Here is a 20371-nt window from a genome sequence, read left to right as displayed (position 1 = left end):
TCCCGCGTAAAGGTATGTTTTCGCTCCCTGGGACCGAATCCTGGGGAGCGTTTTAGTTTGAGGAGCTAACTTATGGCAGAGAACCAGAACGCCGCAGATCAGGCATCGACGCTCAACGACGAGCGCGCCACCCGCCTGGCCAAGCGCGCCGCCCTGTTCGAGGCGGGCCAGAACCCCTATCCCGAGCACTCTGAGCTTGAGGACTACGTTGCCGATATCGAGGCTAAGTATGCCGAGCTTGCCGATGGCGAGGACACCGAGGACGTCGTGAAGATCGCCGGCCGTGTGGTCGCCAAGCGCGGTCAGGGCAAGATCATGTTCATCGTCGTGCGCGATGCGACTGCCGAGATTCAGCTGTTCTGCCGCATCAACGACATGGACGAGGCTGCCTGGAATACGCTCAAGTCCCTCGACCTGGGCGACATCCTGGGCGTGACCGGCGTGGTTGTGCGCACCCAGCGCGGTCAGCTTTCCGTTGCCCCTAAGAGCGCGACCCTGCTTGCCAAGGCCGTTCGTCCGCTGCCCGAGAAGTTCCACGGTCTTTCCGACAAGGAGACCCGCTATCGCCAGCGCTATGTTGACCTGATCGCCAACGACGACGTTCGCGAGACGTTCCGTAAGCGTTCGCAGATTCTCTCCACCTTCCGTCGCTTTATGGAGTCCGACGGCTACATGGAGGTCGAGACCCCCATCCTGCAGACCATCCAGGGCGGCGCTACTGCCAAGCCGTTCATTACCCACTTCAACGCGCTCGATCAGGAGTGCTACCTGCGCATTGCTACCGAGCTGCACCTCAAGCGCTGCATCGTCGGCGGTTTTGAGCGCGTGTTCGAGATCGGCCGTATCTTCCGTAACGAGGGCATGGACCTTACCCACAACCCCGAGTTCACCACGATGGAGGCCTATCGTGCCTTCTCCGACCTCGAGGGCATGAAGGCGCTCGCCCAGGGTGTCATTAAGGCGGCTAACAAGGCCATCGGCAACTCCGAGGTCATCGAGTACCAGGGCCAGACCATCGACCTTTCTGGTGAGTGGGCCAGCCGTCCCATGACCGACATCGTTTCCGACGTGCTCGGCAAGCAGGTCACCATCGACACGCCGGTCGAGGAGCTTGCTGCCGCCGCGCGCGAGAAGGGCCTGGAGATTAAGCCCGAGTGGACCGCCGGCAAGATTATCGCCGAGATCTACGATGAGCTGGGCGAGGACACCATTGTCAACCCCACGTTCGTTTGCGATTACCCCATCGAGGTCAGCCCGCTTGCCAAGCGCTTTGAGGACGACCCGCGCCTGACGCACCGCTTTGAGCTGGTTATCGCCGGTCACGAGTACGCCAACGCGTTCTCCGAGCTCAACGACCCGGTCGACCAGGCCGAGCGCTTTGCCGCCCAGATGGCCGAGAAGGCTGGCGGCGACGACGAGGCCATGGAGTACGACGAGGACTACGTGCGCGCCCTCGAGTACGGTATGCCTCCCGCGGGCGGCATCGGCATCGGTATCGACCGCGTGGTCATGCTGCTCACCAACCAGGCTTCCATCCGCGACGTGCTACTGTTCCCGCACATGAAGCCCGAGAAGGGTTTCCAGTCCGGTGCCGCTGCCGCCAAGGCTGCCGAGGCCGGCAACACCGCGAGCCCGTTCGTCAAGCCGCTCAAGCCCACGGTTGATTACTCCAAGATCGCCGTCGAGCCGCTGTTTGAGGAGTTCGTCGACTTTGATACCTTCTCCAAGAGCGATTTCCGCGCTGTGAAGGTCAAGGCGTGCGAGGCCGTCAAGAAGTCCAAGAAGCTGCTGAACTTTACGCTCGACGACGGCACTGGCACCGACCGCACCATCCTCTCCGGCATTCACGGTTATTATGAGCCCGAGGACCTGGTCGGCAAGACCTTGCTCGCCATCACCAATCTGCCGCCGCGCAAGATGATGGGCATTCCCAGCTGCGGCATGCTCATCAGCGCTATCCACGAGGAGGATGGTGAGGAGCGTCTCAACCTGATCCAGCTCGACGCCTCCATCCCCGCCGGCGCAAAGATGTACTAATTGGTTCCGCCGTTCTACCGAACGGCGGACCGGCCGACGCTGCGCGGGCCGCATTTGGACAATCTGACGTTCAATTTCAAGGGCGCGACCAGAAGGTCAGCGCCCTTTCGTTTCACGTCACCTTGTCTCAAATGCGGCCCGCTCGCTGACGTTGCCAATACATCGGCGTTGCCTTGGCCGTCAATAGTCATTGGGGACGTTCTTAAACGACTACCCAACGGCTATTGAGCACATGGCTCGCATGGCAGCCGTCTCTTTTATGTTTCCTTTAGCCGTCGCTGCCTAGGATGGGGGTTAGTCGGTAGGAAGGGAGCGTCTATATGGACGACGCGAGCGAGCGTGCAATCGAAGAGGACATGCTCGATCAGTTCAATTACTTTGACGATGAGGATGAGGAGCTAATCGATCGTCGCGAGCCGGCATCGCTTGACTCATTTGATCTGGTCGATGAAGAGACTGATGAGGTTGAGGACGAATCAACGGAGCCCCCACAGTCTTCGCGCCTTGACTCGCTGCTTTCGAGAGCCCCCATGCACCACGGTGTTCGTGCCGGCGCACTCCATATGAAAACAGACTGGCACCAGATCGTGACGGCAGGCGATGAGCTTGCCGTCGATGCGCCGCTCACCGATAAGTCATCCATCATCTGCCGCACCGGTATGCTTATGCTCGCGAGCGGAACGGGTGCCTGGCGTGTACGCGATACCATGAATCGCGTTGCCGCCGTACTCGGTGTCACCGTCCACGTTGACTTAAGTCTTCTGTCGTTTGAGTGCACCTGCATCGAAGATGGCCACTGCTTTAACGAGGTTGTCAGCCTGCCCACAACGGGAGTCAATACCCATCGCATTTGGATGATGGAGAGCTTCCTAAAGGAAATCGAGACGTATGGGCGCCGGTTTACCGTGCACGAATACCACGAGATGCTCAAGACCGTTGAGAGTTCAAAACCCGATTACTCTCCCTGGCAACAGGGCCTTGCGGCAGCTTGTGCTTGCGGCGCCTTCGTCTTTTTGCTCGGCGGCGGCCCTATCGAGATGGCCTGCGCATTCGTAGGCGCTGGTGTTGGCAACTTTGCTCGCTCTCATATTCTCAAGCAGGGTCTTGGCCAGTTTAGCGCGCTGACGATTGGCGTTGCGCTCGCTTGCGTTTCGTATCTGCTGGCATTGCTCGGCCTTGGCCAGGTCGTACCGGGGGCAATGTCGCACCAAGAAGGCTATATCGGCGCCATGCTCTTTGTGATTCCCGGCTTTCCCCTCATTACGGCAGGCCTCGACATCGCTAAGCTCGATATGCGAAGCGGCATTGAGCGTCTTTCGTATGCCGTGTCGATTATTGTGATGGCGACCCTTGTGGGCTGGATGGTTGCCGAGTGTGTGGGGCTGGCACCGGATGATTTTGCCCCGCTCGGCCTTTCGCCGCTTGCCCTTACGCTCCTGCGCGTGGTGATGAGCTTTGTTGGCGTATTCGGCTTCTCGGTGATGTTCAACAGCCCGGTAAAGATGGCCGCGGCAGCTGGGCTGATCGGCGCCGTGTCCAATACCTTGCGCCTTACGCTCGTCGATGCGCCGATGCTGTTTCCCTTTCTGGGCCTGAGCGTAGGTATGCCTCCCGAGGCGGCAGCGTTTATCGGCGCGCTGGTATCGGGGCTGCTCGCGAGCTTAGCCGAAATCAAGCTCACCTACCCACGTATCGCCCTCACGGTGCCATCGATTGTCATTATGGTGCCGGGCTTGTATCTGTATCGCTCGATGTATTACATGTGCACCTTCGACACGGTCAATATGCTCGGCTGGTTTGTGCGTGCAGTGCTCATTGTGGCGTTTCTGCCCGTTGGCCTGGGCGTGGCGAGAACCCTCACCGACTCTCGCTGGCGCCACACCAGCTAATTGGTGCAAGGGGGGACAGGTTACTTTGCACCAAATGAGTTGCGGTGAAATAGGGACTGAATTGCTGCTTAAAGGGTCAAAACAGTCCGTATTCCACCGCAACTTATGGGGTCGGGGGATTATTGGTGCCCTGCATCTCCATAAACTCAACGCTTACGAAGCGCGGGGTTTTCGTGCTAGGCTGGTTCCACCACATAAGTAGTCGCAGACGCACGTATCACGGGCGGGCGAGATGAAGTCCCAACAGCTCCATCTTGCCCGCCCGTTTTTGTTGCGTGGCGTAGCGGCGTAACACAGAAAGGACCATGCCCTTTATGCCTATCAACAAACGAGAGAGCCTGCTGTTCACCTTTATCATGTGCTTTTGCATGGTGCTCTGGATGAGCATCTACAACGTTGCCCTGCAGCATGGGGCCATCAACGGCGAGGTTGTTGCCGCCGCGTGGCTCGGCTTCCCCGTTGCCTACGTTTTTGCCATGTGCTGCGACTGGTTTGTCGCCAGCCCGCTCGCCAAGGGTTTCGCCTTTAAATTCCTGGTCACGCCGGGCAAGAGCTCGCCGATTGCCATGACGCTCGCCGTCAGCTCCTGCATGGTCGTTCCTATGGTCATCATCATGTCGCTCTACGGTGCGTGCGAGGGCCTGTTCCACATGCCCGGCGGCCCGCTCGCCAACCTGCAGCTGCTGCCGATGATGTGGCTCGTTAACATTCCGCGCAACTTTATCATGGCCCTGCCCTGGAACCTGCTGGTGGCCGGTCCGGTTGCTCGCTTTGTCTTCCGCCGCGCCTTCCCCATGGGCACGGTCTTTGCCGAGCCGCACATGGAGCTCGTGCGCATGCCGGGCGCTCCCGTTGCCGATGCCGTCAATGACGTTGCCGAGAGCATGGACGCCGAGCCCGCCTGCTAGACAGCAGCTCAAAACCAAACCGCCAAACGGACCCGAGCAATTCCTTTTTTGTAGACGTTGTCGCGCGGCTACGGGCAGGAAAGGTCCCAACGGTTAACATATACTCCATATGGGTAAAGAGACCAAAGCGCTGCCGCGGGCGGCGCTTTGCGTTTGAAAAAACTAGCTCGTCTAAGAGGAACTAGCATGTTAGACCGTTTTACCGATCGCGCGCGCAAGGTCATGTCCATGGCCAAGCAAGAAGCGCTCGATCTTCACTCAAATAAGGTGGGTACCGAGCACCTGCTGCTCGCACTCGCCAAGGAGGACGAGGGCATTGCCGCCGAGGCACTGCGTTCGCTCGATATCTCCTACGACGACATCATGGATACTCTTAAAGAGGTCCAGACCACGGTTCCCGAGCCCAGTGAGGAGACCGAGGCGGCCAAGCTCGCCTTTACGCCGCTCGTCATTAGCGTGATGGAGCGTTCATTCCGCGTGGCGCGTGAAAACAACCAGACCTACGTGTCGACCGAGCACTTGCTGATCGGCATCGTCGAAGAGGGCAACGGCATGGCCATGGACATCCTCATGCGCCTGGGTGTGTCGTCCGCCTCCATCAAAAAGGCTATCGAGAAACTCACCGCCAAGGACCAGGATAAGAAGCGCCCGCTCGCTGGCGCCGGTGCTGGTCGTCCCGGTACGGGCCTGCCGTTCTTTAGCGGCTCGGATGCCTCCCAGCAAAAGGGGAGCGGCACCGATACACTTAAGCAGTTCGCGACCAACCTTACGCAGAAGGCGCGCGACGGCGAACTCGATCCGGTGATCGGCCGCGAAAAGGAAGTCCAGCGTATGATGGAGATCCTTTCGCGCCGCACCAAGAACAATCCTCTTATCCTGGGCGATCCCGGCGTGGGCAAAACGGCCATCGTCGAGGGACTGGCGCAACAGATTGCTGCCGGCAACGTGCCCGAGAACCTCATGAACCAGAATATCTGGACGCTCGACCTGCCGGGTCTCGTTGCGGGCGCCAAGTATCGCGGTGAGTTCGAGGAGCGCCTCAAGAACGTGATCCAGGAGGCAACCGAGGCCGACGACGTCATCTTGTTTATCGATGAGATGCACACCATCATCGGTGCCGGTTCTGCCGAGGGCTCCATCGACGCGAGCTCCATGCTCAAGCCCGTGCTCGCGCGCGGTGCCTTCCAGATTATCGGCGCCACCACGGCCGAGGAATTCCGCAAGTATCTCACCAAGGACCCGGCCTTCGAGCGTCGCTTCCAGACCATCGATGTCGAGGAGCCGAGCGTCGAGGACACGGTCAAGATCCTGACCGCGCTCAAGCCGCGCTACGAGGAGCACCACCATGTGCGCTATACGCAGGGTGCTATCGAGGCCGCCGCGAACCTTTCCAACCGCTACATCCAGGATCGCTTCCTGCCCGATAAGGCCATCGACCTCATTGACGAGGCCGGTGCCCGCGCCCGCATCGCCGCTAACCGCGCGCCCGAGCCGGTGCGCGAGGCCGAGCATCGCATAGAGGAGCTCAAGGCCGCCGCGCAGGAGGCCACCGAGAGCGACGACATGAACAAGGCTGCCGAGATCACCGAGCAGCAGAAGGCTGCCGAGATTGAGCTCGCCGAGGCCAAGGCTGCCTGGACGGCCGAGCTCGACGCCAACCCGCTCACCATCGATGTCTCCCAGATCGCCGATATCGTGTCCGTGACCTCGGGCGTGCCGGTGTCCTCGCTTACCGAGAGCGAGAGCCGTCGCCTGCTGCAGGCCGAAAGCGTGCTCAAGACCCGCATTATCGGTCAGGATGAGGCTGTCGAGGCAGTTGCCAAGGCCGTGCGCCGCAGCCGCTCGCCGCTCAAGGATCCGCGTCGCCCCGGCGGCAGCTTTATCTTCCTGGGTCCCACCGGCACGGGCAAGACCGAGCTCGCCAAGACGCTCGCCGAGTACCTCTTTGGCAGCAAGGACGCGCTCATCAGCTTCGACATGTCCGAGTTCGGTAGCGAGTTCGAGGTCTCCAAGCTCATCGGTAGCCCTCCGGGTTACGTCGGTCACGACGAGGGCGGCCAGCTCACCAAGGCCGTTCGTCGCCACCCGTACTCGGTCGTGCTGTTCGACGAGATCGAGAAGGCGCACCCCGATATCTTCAACATTCTGCTGCAGGTGCTGGAAGAGGGTCGTCTGACCGATAGCCAGGGCAAGACGGTCGACTTCCGCAACACTGTGATCATCATGACGTCCAATGTGGGCGCCCGCGAGATTGCGCAGGATGCGAGCGTGGGCTTTGGCACCACCGGCGAGCAGGGTCTCACGTCGAGTGAGATCCGTGGTCGCGCGATGGGCGAGCTCAAGCGCCTGTTCCGCCCCGAGCTGCTCAACCGTATCGACGACATCGTGGTGTTCCAGAAGCTCTCGGGCGAGAATCTCACCAAGATCGCGCACCTGCTGGTGGACGACCTGCGCCAGCGTCTGATTGCCAACGGCATGAACATCAAGCTCACCGATGCGGCCTATGACAAGATCGTGGCCGAGGGCACCGACCTCACCAACGGTGCGCGTCCGCTGCGCCGTGCTATTCAAAAGCTCATCGAGGACCCGCTGTCCGAGGAACTTCTGGCCGGCGAGTGGGGCGAGGGCGATACCGTCCTGTGCGACGTGGCCGATGGCAAGTTTGTCTTTAGCCACGGCACGGGCGAGATTCCGGCACCGCGTCCGGCAGGTACGCTCGGTGGCGATACCACCCCGGCGGCACCGCACACTGGCAGCGCCGCGCCCGTGAGCGGCGGCGTGACCTCGGGCCCCGGCGGCATGATGCAAGCCGGTTCCGGCGCGCTGTAGGGCGTAACAAAACCTTGTGTCCACGAGGGCGTTCCAAAGGAGCGCCCTTTTTCTGTTGGAAAGCCCCCTTCGTTCAAAGTAGATCTCATTAAACATATCAATGGCGTATGCATAAACGTTGATCAAGCGTTGAGGTTGGTTGAAGGGTCCAACGTTCCTTCGGCGCGGCCCGTCTAACCTGCTTTACCTTAATAAAGTGGCGTCTCCCCACCGTTAGCCGATGATGCGAGAACGCTCGGCGTTTTCGACTGGTTTATGCAAACGAAGTCTGGGAATATACAAGTCGCATGTCTTATTGTCTAACCAGTTGCGCCAAGGAGGCACCATGGACTACAAGATCACCGGCTACGAGCCCGCCCAGCTGTTCCATTTCTTTGAGGAGGTCAGCGCGATTCCCCGCGGGTCTGGCAACGAGAAGGGCATCAGCGATTTCTTGGTTGCGTTTGCCAAGGAGCGCGGCCTCGATGTGTACCAGGACGAGGTCTACAACGTCATCATTCGCAAGTCCGCATCTGCCGGTGCCGAGAATGCCCCGACCGTGATGCTGCAGGGCCATATCGACATGGTGTGCGACAAGCTGGGCTCCGTTGAGCACGACTTTACGACCGATGGTATCGACCTGGTCGTCAAGGACGGCGTCCTCACCGCTAACGGCACCACCCTGGGCGCCGACAACGGTATCGCCGTCGCGCTTATGCTTACCGTGCTCAACGACGATTCGATTGCTCATCCGGCCCTCGAGTGCGTATTCACCACCGACGAGGAGACTGGCCTGGTCGGCGCCGAGACGCTCGACAAGTCCCAGATTAGCGCCCGCACCATGATTAACCTTGACTCCGAGGAAGAGGGCGTTGCCACCGTCAGCTGCGCCGGCGGCGTCGTCGTTACCTACACCTGCCCGATCGCGCGCGAGCATAAGACCGGTAGCACCCTCACGCTTGACATCTCCGGCCTGCTGGGCGGTCACTCCGGCAGTGATATCCACCTGGAGCGCGGCAACGGCAACCTCATCATGGCCCGCATCATCGACCGCCTGATGGTTGCCGGCGAGCCCGCCATCGTTAGCTTTAACGGTGGCACCAAGGACAACGCCATCAACCGTGAGTGCAAGGCCGAGCTGGTCTACGCCGACCACGCTGCCGCCGAGGCCGCGGCCCAGATCGCAAAGGGCATCATCGCCGACGTCACCGCCGAGCTCGAGGTCTTCGACCCCGGCTTTACCTGCACCGTCGAGATTGCCGACGACACCGAGGTCGAGGCCATGGACCAGAAGTCTGCGCTTGCCCTCATCCGCGCCCTGCGTCTTGCCCCTAACGGCGTGATCCGCCGCAACGTCGCCACCGACGGCTCCGTCGAGGTTTCCTCCAACATCGGTGTGGTTGCCACCTCTGACGACCAGGTCAAGATCATGCTGTCCCCGCGCTCCTCGATCACCTCGCTGCAGAACGAGTTCAAGGACCGCCTGCAGACGCTGGCCGATGTCTTGGGCTTCGACGCCAAGTTTGAGTTCGAGTATCCCGGTTGGAGCTATGCCGAGCATTCGCCGGTCCGCGACGTCTTTGTCGAGAGCTATCGCGAGCTCTTTGGCTCCGAGCTGCGCATCGAGTCCATCCATGCCGGCCTTGAGTGCGGCCTGTTTGCCGAGGCCCTGCACGGCCTGGACGCCATCGCCGTGGGCCCGACGCTCTCCGATGTCCACACCCCGGACGAGAGCATGGAGCTCGCTTCTGCCGAGCGCTTCTATGAGCTGCTCATCGACGTTCTCAAGCGCCTCGCTGCGTAAAGATTGCGCTAGCAGCAGTCTGAGCTACGTGCTAGCGGATTGCAAATGACATTACGAGAGGGGGCATCCGAGCTTTTGCGACGGGTGCCCCCTCTCTTCTTTTAAGAAATGGGAAATTGATTGGCGTCTAGCCCATATCCGCCTTGATGAGGTCGAGGGTGCGCTGGCAGTTTTCGCGGACGGGGCCGAGCATATGCTCGCGCAGGTCCGCCATGCCGGGCAGGTCGGCGTATTCGTCCATGACCTCTTCCATGCAAATGGGTACCTCGTGGGCGAGGTCCATCATGGTTGCAAAGCAAAACTTCTCGGATAGCCCGGCATCGGTAAGCGCCGCCTCCAGCGCGGGGTCGCCCATACCGTGGTATCGGCGGATAGCGCCTGGACCGATGCGCCCCACACGATTTTCGCCGCCAACGCTCATGGCGAGGCGCGCCCGGCGGCGCATGCGCTCATACGCCAAACCCGACGCGACATCGTACATACGAGCCATCATGGCTGCGCCGTCGTTTCCAAGGAGCAGGGAATAGTTTTTCGCGTGCGCATCCGGTGCGCCGATAATGGCGTTGAAGAACAGTATCTGCGTAAACAGATACAGGTTAAGTTGATGGTGGCTCGTATTTACGAGGAGCTCCTGAATATCGCGTGTGGTCGGGCCGCCGTCTGCCGTGTACTTTTGGGCGGGCATCACCCCAAGTGCCTGACAGAGGTCTTCTTGATGTAGACGCCTGATCGTTCCGTCTTTGACTTTCACGCGGTCATAGCGCTCAACAATGAGGGCAGGTTCGTCCTCAAACATTCGATATTCGACGTTTGCCGTTGCGATACCGGCGCGCTGGGCGCTTTTCATGCAGACAAACTCATTGAGAGCCTCGAGTTTAAATCCGATAACGCCATTTTTTAAAATATGCGTCGTGGGCGAGGAGCCCATGCATTCGCACCAGCGGCCGTTTATGAACGCGAGCGCGAACTTGCCCTGGTTGCCTCCAAGTGACCAACTTTCATCTAGACCCATCCACGATGCATCGCGGTCATCTCTGATCGACTTGAGACGGAGAGCAATTTCGTGGTCGTCTATAGGGCGGTATTCGCCAACGCGATGCAGGACGGCGTCGGCATCTTCTTCGGCACAAAACTGCACGCCGCCCGGACAGTCGAGTCCGATATGGCTGAGCAACGCAACGGGATTGTTGGGCCTAACGTCGAATTCGGCGGCAATCGCTTTTCGTTGGTCTTCGCTGTCGGGTAGAAGGCCAAACAGGTACGGATTCATGACCTGTTGTCCGTATGTGCGATTCGATACGGGTATGTTGGTCGATAGGGCTGGCCCGTCATAGTCATGATCGTAGGTAAAGCTGATAAGACCGTTCTCATCTTGCGTGAGCGTTCCCGCAGGCACGCCGCAAATAATGGTCCGAAGTGATGTTCTGGCCATTGGCTATTTCCCTTCGGGCTTGGTTTGGCTAGATGCGTTTGCGGCAATCGAGACTCCGAGATTGGACATGGCGAAATCGGCGAAGACCTCGTCGTAGAGTGCGGATGTAAAGGGGACATCTGCAAGAGCCGGAATGGCGGTACTACGACGGTTGCGATGATGAGGACGTTGAGCGTGATGGCGCCTAGGGATGCTGCGAGGCAGCGGATTGGCATGCGGGGCGTCGACTGGTCGCTCGTTTTTCGCTTCGCCGATATCCCCTTGAGCGGCGAGTGCCAGTCCAAGAGCATTGAAAATCATCAGCAACTTATCGAGCCGAATACCCGTAGCGTCGCCCAGCTCGAGCGATGCGAGCAGGCGCTCCGAAACACCGGCTTTTTTAGCGAGGGCCGCACGGGTGATTCCCTGCGACTCGCGTGCCTGGCGCACGTAGATGCCAGCTTGGCGCGGTGTGGTGATGGGAAGGGTATCCACGGCGATCTCCTAACGTGCAGACTTTTGCATATCAGTATGACATGCAAAAGTCTGCACGAAAAGGCCTCATGCAAAACTCTGCATGAGGCCTTGCACGGACGTTTAGTTTTGAAGGGTGTTTTACAGCGCCAAAATCCCCAGATGTTCAAGCAGGATTTTAAGCCCGATGAGGATAAGCACGATGCCGCCCACGATGGTGGCAGGCTTTTCGTAGCGCGCACCAAAGGTGTGGCCAATCGCCACGCCGGCGACGGAGAAGATAAACGTTGTGATGCCTATAAGCGATACAGCGGGCACGATGTCGACCGAGAGCGCGGCAAATGAGATGCCCACGGCTAGGGCGTCGATTGAGGTGGCGATAGCGAGGATCAGGTACTCGACCAGGTCAATCTTTTCGGCATCCTTGCCGTCGCCTTCATCCTCGTCCTCGGTAAAGGCCTCCCACAGCATTTTGCCGCCGATGAAGGCGAGCAGGATAAAGGCGATCCAGTGGTCGATGGGGCCGATGATGCCCATAAACTGGCTGCCAAGCGCCCATCCGATTACGGGCATGCCGGCCTGAAACCCGCCAAAGAACAGGCCGAGCACCACGGCGACTTTAAGGTTGATCTTTTTCATGCCAAGGCCCTTGCAGATGGAAACGGCAAAGGCGTCCATCGAAAGGCCGATGGCGAGCAATACGAGCTCGGCGAGTCCCATGGTTTGGCTCCCTCTCTGCGGGCGAGCCCGATTACGCGACTACTCCCTCATTTATGCGAATCCCGATGCTACCACATGAACAGCTGATTTGGGCTGGGCTCTCAGCTGTGTTCGCTCATTCTGTAAGCATCGTATTTCGCAAGCGCCGCAGGGACAAACCGTGAGAAACTATTTAGCGTTTATGGAGCGTATACGATGGGAGCGATGCCTTGGATAAGAACGAGCTGCAAAAGCGTATGGAACAGGCTATTCGCCTGACGGCACCTGGTCAGCCGATCCGCACCGCCCTCGACATGATCATCGCCGGGCACCTGGGTGCCCTTATCTGCGTCGGTGACACCGAAAACGTGCTCGCTGCCGGTAACGACGGCTTCCCGCTCAACATTTCGTTCACCTCGAACCGTCTGTTCGAGCTCTCCAAGATGGACGGTGCCATCGTCATCGACGGCGACCTCACCCAGATCCTGCGCGCCAACTTCCACCTCAATCCCGATCCCTCGCTTGCCACGAGCGAGACGGGCATGCGTCACCGCACCGCCGCTCGCATGTCGGTGCTCACCGATGCCATCGTGATCTCGGTCTCGGCCCGTCGTGCCGTCGTTAACGTGTACGTTCACGGCAAGAGCTACGAGATCCAGCCCGTCACCACCATCATGAGCTCGGTCAACCAGCTCGTCGCCACGCTCCAGACTACCCGTCAGTCGCTCGATCGCTCCCTGTTGCGCCTGACGGCCCTCGAGCTCGACGACTACGTTACGCTCGCCGACATCACCGGTATTTTCTCGAGCTTCGAGATCATGCAGCAGGCAAAGACCGAGCTTAAGGATTGCATCGTCAAGCTGGGCAACCAGGGCAAACTCGTGCAGATGCAGCTCGAGCAGCTCGCCGGCTCCAGTATGGATACCGAGTACGACCTGATGATTCGCGACTACGCGAGCGATTCCTCTGAGGCCAACGCCGAGAAGATCCGCGCTGAGCTCGCTCGCATGACGCCTAAGGATCTGTCCGACCCGCAACACGTGGCGGCGGTTCTGGGCTATGACGACCTGGACGAGGACTCCGTCATGACGCCGCTGGGCCTGCGCACGCTTTCGCGCGTGTCCGTCGTGCGCGACGGCGTGGCCGAGAAGATCGTCGACGAGTACGGCTCGCTGCAGGAGCTCATGGACGACATCAGCGAGGATCCGGAGCGCCTGGGCGACTTTGGCGTTAACAACCCTGCCATTCTTGCGGACTCCCTGTACCGCATGAAGGGCACCAAACAGGGGAACGCATAATGGCGCCCGTATGCGCCGTGGTCGTTGCCGGCGGCAGCGGCCAGCGCTTTGGAAATCCCGGCGGCAAGCAGCTCGTTAACGTGGCGGGCCGTCCGCTCATGAGCTGGTCCATCCGCGCGTTCGATCGTAGCGACAAGGTCGGCCACATCGTCGTGGTTTGCCCTGCCGAGCGCCGTGCCGAGATGCGCCGCCTGGCCATCGACCCGTTTGACTATGACACGCCCATCAGCTTTGCCGATGCCGGCGATACCCGTCAGGATTCCACCCGCGCCGGCGTGCATGCGGTTCCGGCGGGTTTCGAATATGTCGCCATTCACGACGGCGCTCGTCCGCTCATTACCACCGAGGCCATCGATCACGCTATCGACGTGCTTGTGGGCGACCGCTCGCTCGACGGTGTCGTGTGCGGTCAGCCCGCGATCGACACGCTCAAAATCGTCGACGGCGATAATATCGTTGAGACGCCGCCGCGCGAGCTCTATTGGGCTGCACAGACGCCGCAGATCTTTAGCGTCGACGCCATGAAGCGCGCCCACACCGCAGCTATCGTCGAGGGCTTTATCGGTACCGACGATTCATCGCTGGTCGAGCGCATGGGCGGGCGCGTCCGCTGTGTCCAGAGCCCGCGCGATAACCTTAAGGTGACGGTGCCCGAGGACCTGCGTCCCGTAACCGCGATTCTGCTTGGCCGCATGGCCGAGGGAGAGGACCTTCCCCATGTTCAGTAACCTGCGCATTGGCCACGGCTACGACGTCCACCGTTTGGTGGAGGGGCGTCGATGTATCATCGGCGGGGGCGACATTCCCTACGAGCGCGGCCTGCTGGGCCACTCGGATGCCGACGTACTCGCACACGCCTTGGCCGACGCCATTCTGGGCGCCTGCCGCGGGGGAGACATCGGCAAGCTATTCCCCGACACCGATCCCGCCTACGAGGGTGCCGATTCGATGGTGTTGCTCGCTCGCGTGATGGACTATGCGCGCGAGCTGGGCTTTGAGTTTGTCGATGCCGATTGCACCATTGCCTGTCAGCAACCCAAAATCACCCCGCACCGCGATGCCATGCGCGCCAACCTTGCCCATGCCCTGGGCGTTGACGTCGAAAATGTGGGCGTCGCCGCCACCACGACCGAAAAGCTCGGTTGGGAAGGCCAAGGCGAGGGAATCGGCGCCTGGGCCGTCTGCCTGCTACAGAAAACCGTTAAGGAGTAACGAATGCGTATCTACAACAGCGCTACCCATAAAAAGGAAGAGTTCCAGCCCATCGAGTCCGGCAAGGTCCGCATGTACGTGTGCGGCCCCACGGTCTACGACAACATCCACATCGGCAATGCCCGCACGTTCATCAGCTTCGATGTGATTCGACGCTGGCTCATCGCGAGCGGCTACGAGGTCACGTTCGCCCAGAACCTCACCGATGTCGATGACAAGATCATCAATCGCGCCAACGAGCAGGGCCGTACGGCTGCCGAGGTCGCGACGGAGTTTTCCGACAAGTTCATCGGCGTCATGCGCGCCGCCAACGTGCTCGATCCCGATGTGCGCCCCCGCGCCACCAAGGAGATCGGCCCCATGATCGCCATGATCAAGACGCTTATCGAGCAGGGCCACGCTTACGCAGCCGATAACGGCGATGTGTACTTTGCCGTGCGCAGCGATCCCAACTATGGCCAGGTTTCGGGCCGCAACATCGACGACCTTATGGTTGGCGCGCGCATCGAGGAGAACGAGGACAAGAACGACCCGCTCGACTTTGCCCTGTGGAAGGCCGCCAAGCCCGGCGAGCCCAGCTGGCCGAGCCCCTGGGGCGAGGGCCGTCCCGGTTGGCACACCGAGTGCGCCGCCATGGTGCACCGCTACCTGGGCACCCCGATTGACATCCACGGCGGTGGCTCCGACCTTGCCTTCCCGCATCACGAGAACGAGTGCGCCCAGGCCACCTGCGCCTGGCACCAGGGCTTCTCCAACACCTGGATGCACACGGGCATGCTGCTGGTAGACGGCGAGAAGATGTCCAAGTCGCTCGGTAACTTCTTTACGCTGGCCGAGGTGCTCGAGCAGCACTCTGCCGCGGCCCTGCGCCTGCTGATGCTGCAGACGAGCTATCGCTCGCCGCTCGACTTTTCTTGGGAGCGCCTGGAGGGTGCCGAGAATTCGCTCACGCGTATCGCCGGTACGGTCGAGAACCTGCGCTGGGCCGCGAATCACGCAACGGCCGACGCCGATGAGGCAGCATCCGAGGCGTTTGCCGACAAGGCCGCCGAGACCCGTGCCGCCTTTAAGGAGTGCATGGACGACGACTTTAACACCGCCGGTGCCATGGGTGCCGTCTTTGGCTTTGTGACCGAGTGCAACCAGTACCTGGAGCAGGCGGGCGATGCTGCCGACAAGGCCGCAGCCCTGGCTGCCGCCGATACGCTGGCCGAGCTGCTCGATACGTTTGGCATCGAGCTTCCCGAGCCTAAGGTCGAGTTGCCGTTGGGCCTGCTGGGCGTTGCCGCCGGCCTGGTTGCCTACACGGGTGACGACGTGGACGAGGCAGCTGCCAAGATTCTCGAGGCTCGTGCCGAGGCCCGTGCCGCCAAGAACTGGGATCTGGCAGATGCCATCCGCGATCAGCTCAAGGACCTGGGCCTGACGATTGAAGATACTGCCGCGGGCACTCGTATTAAATCTCTCTAATCCCTGCGGGTTTTCCAAGTGCCCGATCTTGCCGTTCAAACCGTCGCTCGCGTACTCAAGTACGCGTCGCTCCTCTTTCACGGCAATCTCGGGCACTTGGAAAACCCGTACCGACCGCCCGAATTAATATTCATGGGCGGTCGTTTATTTTGTTTCGTTTGATAGTTGTATTTAGGAGGTCGCTTTATGGCCGACAATCGCAGGCGTTCGCCTCGTGGTGGCAAGCAGACTGCTTCTGGCTCGCGTCCGATTCGCCGCAATGACCGCGCTGCCGCTCCCAAGGGCCAGCGCGATCGCACCCAGGCCGCGCGTCCGCAGCGCGATCGTAATCGCGAGGGCGCCCAGGCTCCCAAGGGCGAGTTTATCGAAGGTCGCCGTGCTGCCGCCGAGGCGCTGCGCACCGGTTTTCCCATCAAATGCGCGCTCATTGCCGAGGGCGGGGAGCGCGATGCCGCCTTGTCGCGCTTGGTCGACGACCTCAACGCCGCGGGTGTCCGCATTAAGTATGTGCCGCGCGCGCAGCTCGACGCACTGTCGAGCCATGGCGCTCACCAGGGCATTGCGCTCGAGGTTGGCAATTTCCCCTATGCGGACGTCGCCGACATCCTCGACCGCGCGGGCGATGGCCCGGCGCTCGTCGTCGTGCTCGACCACGTGACCGACGACGGCAACTTTGGCGCCATTGTGCGCTCCGCCGAGGTCGTGGGTGCTGCGGGCGTCATCATTGCCAACAAGCGTGCCGCCGGCGTGACCGTGGGCAGCTACAAGACCTCTGCCGGTGCCGTCATGCACCTGCCTATCGCGCAGGTGCCCAACATCGCCCGTGCGCTCGACGACCTCAAGGCCGCTGGCTTTTGGGTGGGCGGTGCTTCCGAGCACGCCGAAGGCAGTTGCTGGGATGCTCCCTTCGAGGGTCGCGTGGCGCTCGTCATGGGGTCCGAGGGCGACGGCATCTCGCGCCTGGTGCTCGAGAAATGCGACTTTTTGACCAAGCTTCCCCAGCGCGGCATGACCGAGAGCCTCAATGTTGCCCAGGCGACCACGGCGCTGTGCTTTGAGTGGCTGCGCCGCAACGCCGGCGAGCTCATGGGGGAGGAGTAGCGCATGTCCAAAAAGAACCGTGCCAAGTCCAAGGCCAAGCGCTTTGGCGAGGGCTCGGCCAAGCCGATTGTTTCGGCCGCGACCTATGGCGTGGGCGGCAATGCGTTTGCACAGGCCATCGCCGATCCGGTCTCGACGGTGCACTCCAATAAGCCCGAGCTGCTGGTGGTCGACGGTTACAACGTGATCCACTGCACGCCGCGCTACGAAAAGCTCGTATACGACCATTCCGACGATCCGTATTCCAGCGACGTCCACGATATGGCGCGCACGGCGCTCATCAACGACGTCGCCGCCTTTGCCCAGGGCCGCTACGAGGCCGTAATCGTGTTCGACGGTGCGGGCAATATCTCCAGCGAGCGCCCCAACCTGCCGGCCCGCGGCGTGCGTATCGAGTTCTCGCCGACGGGCGTCTCTGCCGACACCGTGGTGCAGAAGCTCTGCATCGAGGCACGTGAGGAGGGCCGCGCGTGCTCCGTGGTATCGAGTGACGGCACAATTCAAGCCGTCGTCATGGGCAAGGGTGTCACGCGTATCTCGAGCCGCATGCTGGTGGACGAGATCAAACAGATCGATAACGACGTTCACGAGGCCGAGGAAGCTCCGCAGATCAAGATGACTCTGGGCAGCCGCCTGAGCCCCGATGCCCTGGCCAAGCTCAAGGCCCTGCGCGGGAGGTAGGTAAACCTTCTATGGGGAGCTGCTTTCTCGATTGACCAACCAACTGGTTTGTGATCAATGGGTTGCGGCTTGGCATCGCCAAAACGAATAGTTTTTGGTTCTGGCGAACAGATAAAACTATTCGTTCTGACGAATAGTTTTGAGATGTGGTCGGTCGAAGGGTCTGTTGCGCCCCGTCCGTAATTCCTTTATTCTTAACTGGCTTCGCGCGAAAGCGCCAAGTGTGCCAGTGTGGCGCAACGGTAGCGCAACTGATTTGTAATCAGTGGGTTGCAGGTTCGATTCCTGTCACTGGCTCCATGAGAGTTTCGGGCCCTGTCCCCCTGAGGGACAGGGCCCGTTTCTATTTATGTCGATAAGTCAGCGTGTTTGGCGCCAACCAAGCTTCAGGTTTGACTCGATCTGTAACACGAAGAAGCTGAAAACCTTTCTTACTGTTACAGAATGAGACGTAAGCGGAGGTCTCTGCGTAATATCTCGACCTGTAACAGATAGGGGAGAAAATGTTCTCTATATGTTACAGATCGAGACAAAAGCCGTGTCGAGCTCGGCTGCCCCCCCCTGAGCGTGGATTATCGGACGTACGAGCGTGGAAAATCTCCCGCTTAGTGAATGATCGTGGATAATCTGCCACTTTGGCCTTGGGGGCACGCCAATAGTGGGAGATTATCCACGCTCGATTTCAAACGGGAGAAAATCCACGCTCGAATCTGCCACGGAAGCCCGATCTCGACCTATATATAGGTGCAAATAGGCTGTTATCGAAGTCCGATCCTGAAGGTGTACTCCACTACACCAAAGTATTCGCTCGGGAAATGTCACCAGCGCAGCCAAATCCACCGTCCTTCACATCCAAACTCAACAAAACCGCAGGTCACGGCTATATAGATACGCCCGGAACCGTGTATCTAGAGGTTTTCGTTGACAGCCCCCAAGGTTGCATCGTATTATCTTTTTCGTTCGCGGGGGCGGCGGTCCAAAAGACCAAAGGACCTGCGGATACTTGAACGATTGGGAGTTTGCCCGAGTGGTTAATGGGGACGGGCTGTAAACCCGTTGGCTCTGCCTACATAGGTTCGAATCCTATAGCTCCCACCCGTCAAGTGCCTGTATAGCTCAGTCGGTAGAGCACTTCGTTGGTAACGAAGAGGTCACCAGTTCAAGTCTGGTTGCAGGCTCCATCCGGCGGTGTAGCTCAGTTGGTTAGAGCACACGGTTCATACCCGTGGCGTCACTGGTTCGAATCCAGTCACCGCTACCATAGGTAACACGGTGGCTTCTCAATAGTATGTTGAGAGGCCACTATGGTATAAAGGCAAAGTCCCGTCCGGGGACGACCTGTTTAGAGGAGGGCTTTATGGCCAAAGAGAAGTTTGAGCGCACTAAGCCGCATGTTAACATCGGCACCATTGGTCACGTCGACCACGGCAAGACCACGCTGACCGCCGCCATCACCAAGGTTCTCTCCGAGACCGAGGGCTGCAAGGCTGACTTCACTGCGTTCGAGAACATCGACAAGGCTCCCGAGGAGCGCGAGCGCGGCATTACGATCTCCGTCTCCCACGTCGAGTACGAGACTGCTGCCCGTCACTACGCTCACGTTGACTGCCCGGGCCACGCTGACTACGTCAAGAACATGATCTCCGGTGCTGCTCAGATGGACGGCGCTATCCTGGTCATCGCCGCTACCGACGGCCCCATGGCTCAGACCCGCGAGCACATCCTGCTCGCCCGTCAGGTCGGCGTTCCCTACATCGTCGTCTTCCTGAACAAGTGCGACATGGTCGACGATGACGAGCTTATCGACCTCGTCGAGATGGAGACCCGTGAGCTCCTCTCCGAGTACGATTTCCCCGGCGACGACATCCCCGTCATCCGTGGTTCCGCTCTGGGCGCTCTCGAGGGCGACGCCAAGTGGATGGACGCTATCCGCGAGCTCATGAACGCCGTCGACGAGTACATCCCGACGCCTGCTCGTAACAACGACCTTCCGTTCCTGATGGCCGTTGAGGACGTTATGACCATCTCCGGCCGTGGTACCGTTGCTACCGGCCGTGTCGAGCGCGGTGAGCTCAAGCTCAACGAGCCCGTCGAGATCGTCGGCATCAAGGATACCCAGAACACCGTCGTTACCGGTATCGAGATGTTCCGTAAGTCCATGGACTTCTGCGAGGCTGGCGACAACGTCGGTCTGCTGCTCCGCGGCATCAAGCGCGAGGACATCGAGCGCGGCCAGGTTCTCTGCAAGCCCGGTTCGGTTACCCCGCACACCAAGTTCACCGGTGAGATCTACGTTCTGACCAAGGAGGAGGGCGGCCGTCATACCCCGTTCTTCGATGGTTATCGTCCTCAGTTCTACTTCCGTACCACCGACGTTACCGGTACGGTCAAGCTCCCCGAGGGCACCGAGATGGCTATGCCTGGTGACCACATCACCATCGAGGGCGACCTCATCCACCCGATCGCCATGGAGGAGGGCCTGCGCTTCGCTATCCGCGAGGGTGGCCACACCGTCGGTTCGGGCATCGTCTCCACGATCATTGAGTAAATTAGCTCTTTGATATAGCTGACTTAGAGAA

The 20371-nt window shown here is 60.2% G+C and carries 15 protein-coding genes and 4 tRNA genes; 16 read left to right on the top strand and 3 right to left on the bottom strand.

The features are described 5' to 3' along the window. The first annotated feature begins 72 nt into the window (after positions 1 to 72). The 5 genes from lysS (at position 73) to DWZ52_RS05645 (ending at position 9446) form a co-directional block, all read left to right on the top strand. On the top strand, positions 73 to 2037 hold the full coding sequence (gene lysS, locus DWZ52_RS05665; RefSeq protein WP_118385099.1) for a lysine--tRNA ligase: 1965 nt from the start codon (positions 73 to 75) through the stop codon (positions 2035 to 2037). Between the two features lie 320 nt (positions 2038 to 2357). After that, a complete protein-coding gene (locus DWZ52_RS05660; protein WP_199411521.1) occupies positions 2358 to 3926 on the top strand; it encodes a threonine/serine exporter ThrE family protein in 1569 nt (522 codons plus the stop codon). Between the two features lie 314 nt (positions 3927 to 4240). Then, positions 4241 to 4834 (top strand): DUF2798 domain-containing protein, encoded by a 594-nt coding sequence (locus DWZ52_RS05655; protein WP_117639661.1) that lies wholly within the window; start codon positions 4241 to 4243, stop codon positions 4832 to 4834. 186 nt (positions 4835 to 5020) lie between these two features. Next, positions 5021 to 7663, top strand: a complete 2643-nt coding sequence (locus tag DWZ52_RS05650) for an ATP-dependent Clp protease ATP-binding subunit (RefSeq protein WP_118385098.1) — start codon at positions 5021 to 5023, stop codon at positions 7661 to 7663. A gap of 325 nt (positions 7664 to 7988) precedes the next feature. Then, positions 7989 to 9446 (top strand): aminoacyl-histidine dipeptidase, encoded by a 1458-nt coding sequence (locus DWZ52_RS05645; RefSeq protein WP_117583113.1) that lies wholly within the window; start codon positions 7989 to 7991, stop codon positions 9444 to 9446. 127 nt (positions 9447 to 9573) lie between these two features. On the opposite strand, the gene DWZ52_RS05640 is transcribed toward DWZ52_RS05645, so the two are convergent. From DWZ52_RS05640 to DWZ52_RS05630, 3 genes are all read right to left on the bottom strand, one after another. Next, the gene (locus DWZ52_RS05640) at positions 9574 to 10878 is read right to left on the bottom strand and encodes a type II toxin-antitoxin system HipA family toxin (RefSeq protein WP_117583112.1); all 1305 of its coding nucleotides are present in this window, start codon (positions 10876 to 10878) and stop codon (positions 9574 to 9576) included. Between the two features lie 3 nt (positions 10879 to 10881). Next, positions 10882 to 11352, bottom strand: a complete 471-nt coding sequence (locus tag DWZ52_RS05635) for a helix-turn-helix transcriptional regulator (protein ID WP_199409662.1) — start codon at positions 11350 to 11352, stop codon at positions 10882 to 10884. Positions 11353 to 11472: 120 nt separating this feature from the next. After that, positions 11473 to 12051 (bottom strand): manganese efflux pump MntP family protein, encoded by a 579-nt coding sequence (locus DWZ52_RS05630; protein ID WP_118385097.1) that lies wholly within the window; start codon positions 12049 to 12051, stop codon positions 11473 to 11475. Positions 12052 to 12287: 236 nt separating this feature from the next. On the opposite strand from DWZ52_RS05630, the gene disA reads away from it, so the two are divergent. The 11 genes from disA (at position 12288) to tuf (ending at position 20340) form a co-directional block, all read left to right on the top strand. Next, entirely contained in the window at positions 12288 to 13328 is a 1041-nt protein-coding gene (gene disA, locus DWZ52_RS05625; protein WP_006234973.1) for a DNA integrity scanning diadenylate cyclase DisA, read from the top strand. Then, positions 13328 to 14056, top strand: coding sequence for a 2-C-methyl-D-erythritol 4-phosphate cytidylyltransferase (gene ispD, locus DWZ52_RS05620; protein ID WP_118385096.1), 729 nt, complete (start codon positions 13328 to 13330; stop codon positions 14054 to 14056). The genes disA and ispD overlap by 1 nt, the downstream gene beginning before the upstream one ends. Then, positions 14046 to 14540 carry a 2-C-methyl-D-erythritol 2,4-cyclodiphosphate synthase gene (ispF, locus tag DWZ52_RS05615; RefSeq protein ID WP_118385095.1) on the top strand — a complete coding sequence of 165 codons (495 nt, stop codon included), beginning with the start codon at positions 14046 to 14048 and terminating at the stop codon, positions 14538 to 14540. The genes ispD and ispF overlap by 11 nt, the downstream gene beginning before the upstream one ends. A gap of 3 nt (positions 14541 to 14543) precedes the next feature. After that, positions 14544 to 16010: a cysteine--tRNA ligase gene (gene cysS, locus DWZ52_RS05610; RefSeq protein ID WP_118385094.1), complete on the top strand. Its 1467-nt coding sequence runs from the start codon at positions 14544 to 14546 to the stop codon at positions 16008 to 16010. 186 nt (positions 16011 to 16196) lie between these two features. Beyond that, entirely contained in the window at positions 16197 to 17111 is a 915-nt protein-coding gene (rlmB, locus tag DWZ52_RS05605; RefSeq protein WP_117820782.1) for a 23S rRNA (guanosine(2251)-2'-O)-methyltransferase RlmB, read from the top strand. Positions 17112 to 17114: 3 nt separating this feature from the next. Then, the gene (locus DWZ52_RS05600) at positions 17115 to 17792 is read left to right on the top strand and encodes an NYN domain-containing protein (protein ID WP_006234978.1); all 678 of its coding nucleotides are present in this window, start codon (positions 17115 to 17117) and stop codon (positions 17790 to 17792) included. A 225-nt stretch (positions 17793 to 18017) separates the two neighbouring features. After that, a tRNA-Thr gene (locus DWZ52_RS05595) sits at positions 18018 to 18092 on the top strand. Between the two features lie 713 nt (positions 18093 to 18805). Next, positions 18806 to 18887 (top strand) — tRNA-Tyr (locus tag DWZ52_RS05590). Positions 18888 to 18897: 10 nt separating this feature from the next. Next, positions 18898 to 18973: transfer RNA gene (locus DWZ52_RS05585), tRNA-Thr, on the top strand. Positions 18974 to 18976: 3 nt separating this feature from the next. Then, positions 18977 to 19053 (top strand) — tRNA-Met (locus tag DWZ52_RS05580). Positions 19054 to 19149: 96 nt separating this feature from the next. Next, a complete protein-coding gene (gene tuf, locus DWZ52_RS05575; RefSeq protein WP_117563790.1) occupies positions 19150 to 20340 on the top strand; it encodes an elongation factor Tu in 1191 nt (396 codons plus the stop codon). Positions 20341 to 20371: the final 31 nt, after the last annotated feature.

The sequence above is a fragment of the Collinsella sp. AF33-16 genome (genome assembly GCF_003475325.1).
GTDB lineage: Bacteria > Actinomycetota > Coriobacteriia > Coriobacteriales > Coriobacteriaceae > Collinsella.
Note: the sequence above shows the minus strand (reverse complement) of the source record. Positions and strands in the feature narration are given on the sequence as shown.

Coding starts and splice junctions, on each gene's coding strand:
- lysS (WP_118385099.1), top strand. CDS start 73: ATGGCAGAGAACCAGAACGCCGCAGATCAGGCATCGACGCTCAACGAC.
- DWZ52_RS05660 (WP_199411521.1), top strand. CDS start 2,358: ATGGACGACGCGAGCGAGCGTGCAATCGAAGAGGACATGCTCGATCAG.
- DWZ52_RS05655 (WP_117639661.1), top strand. CDS start 4,241: ATGCCTATCAACAAACGAGAGAGCCTGCTGTTCACCTTTATCATGTGC.
- DWZ52_RS05650 (WP_118385098.1), top strand. CDS start 5,021: ATGTTAGACCGTTTTACCGATCGCGCGCGCAAGGTCATGTCCATGGCC.
- DWZ52_RS05645 (WP_117583113.1), top strand. CDS start 7,989: ATGGACTACAAGATCACCGGCTACGAGCCCGCCCAGCTGTTCCATTTC.
- DWZ52_RS05640 (WP_117583112.1), bottom strand. CDS start 10,878: ATGGCCAGAACATCACTTCGGACCATTATTTGCGGCGTGCCTGCGGGA.
- DWZ52_RS05630 (WP_118385097.1), bottom strand. CDS start 12,051: ATGGGACTCGCCGAGCTCGTATTGCTCGCCATCGGCCTTTCGATGGAC.
- disA (WP_006234973.1), top strand. CDS start 12,288: ATGGAACAGGCTATTCGCCTGACGGCACCTGGTCAGCCGATCCGCACC.
- ispD (WP_118385096.1), top strand. CDS start 13,328: ATGGCGCCCGTATGCGCCGTGGTCGTTGCCGGCGGCAGCGGCCAGCGC.
- ispF (WP_118385095.1), top strand. CDS start 14,046: ATGTTCAGTAACCTGCGCATTGGCCACGGCTACGACGTCCACCGTTTG.
- cysS (WP_118385094.1), top strand. CDS start 14,544: ATGCGTATCTACAACAGCGCTACCCATAAAAAGGAAGAGTTCCAGCCC.
- rlmB (WP_117820782.1), top strand. CDS start 16,197: ATGGCCGACAATCGCAGGCGTTCGCCTCGTGGTGGCAAGCAGACTGCT.
- DWZ52_RS05600 (WP_006234978.1), top strand. CDS start 17,115: ATGTCCAAAAAGAACCGTGCCAAGTCCAAGGCCAAGCGCTTTGGCGAG.
- tuf (WP_117563790.1), top strand. CDS start 19,150: ATGGCCAAAGAGAAGTTTGAGCGCACTAAGCCGCATGTTAACATCGGC.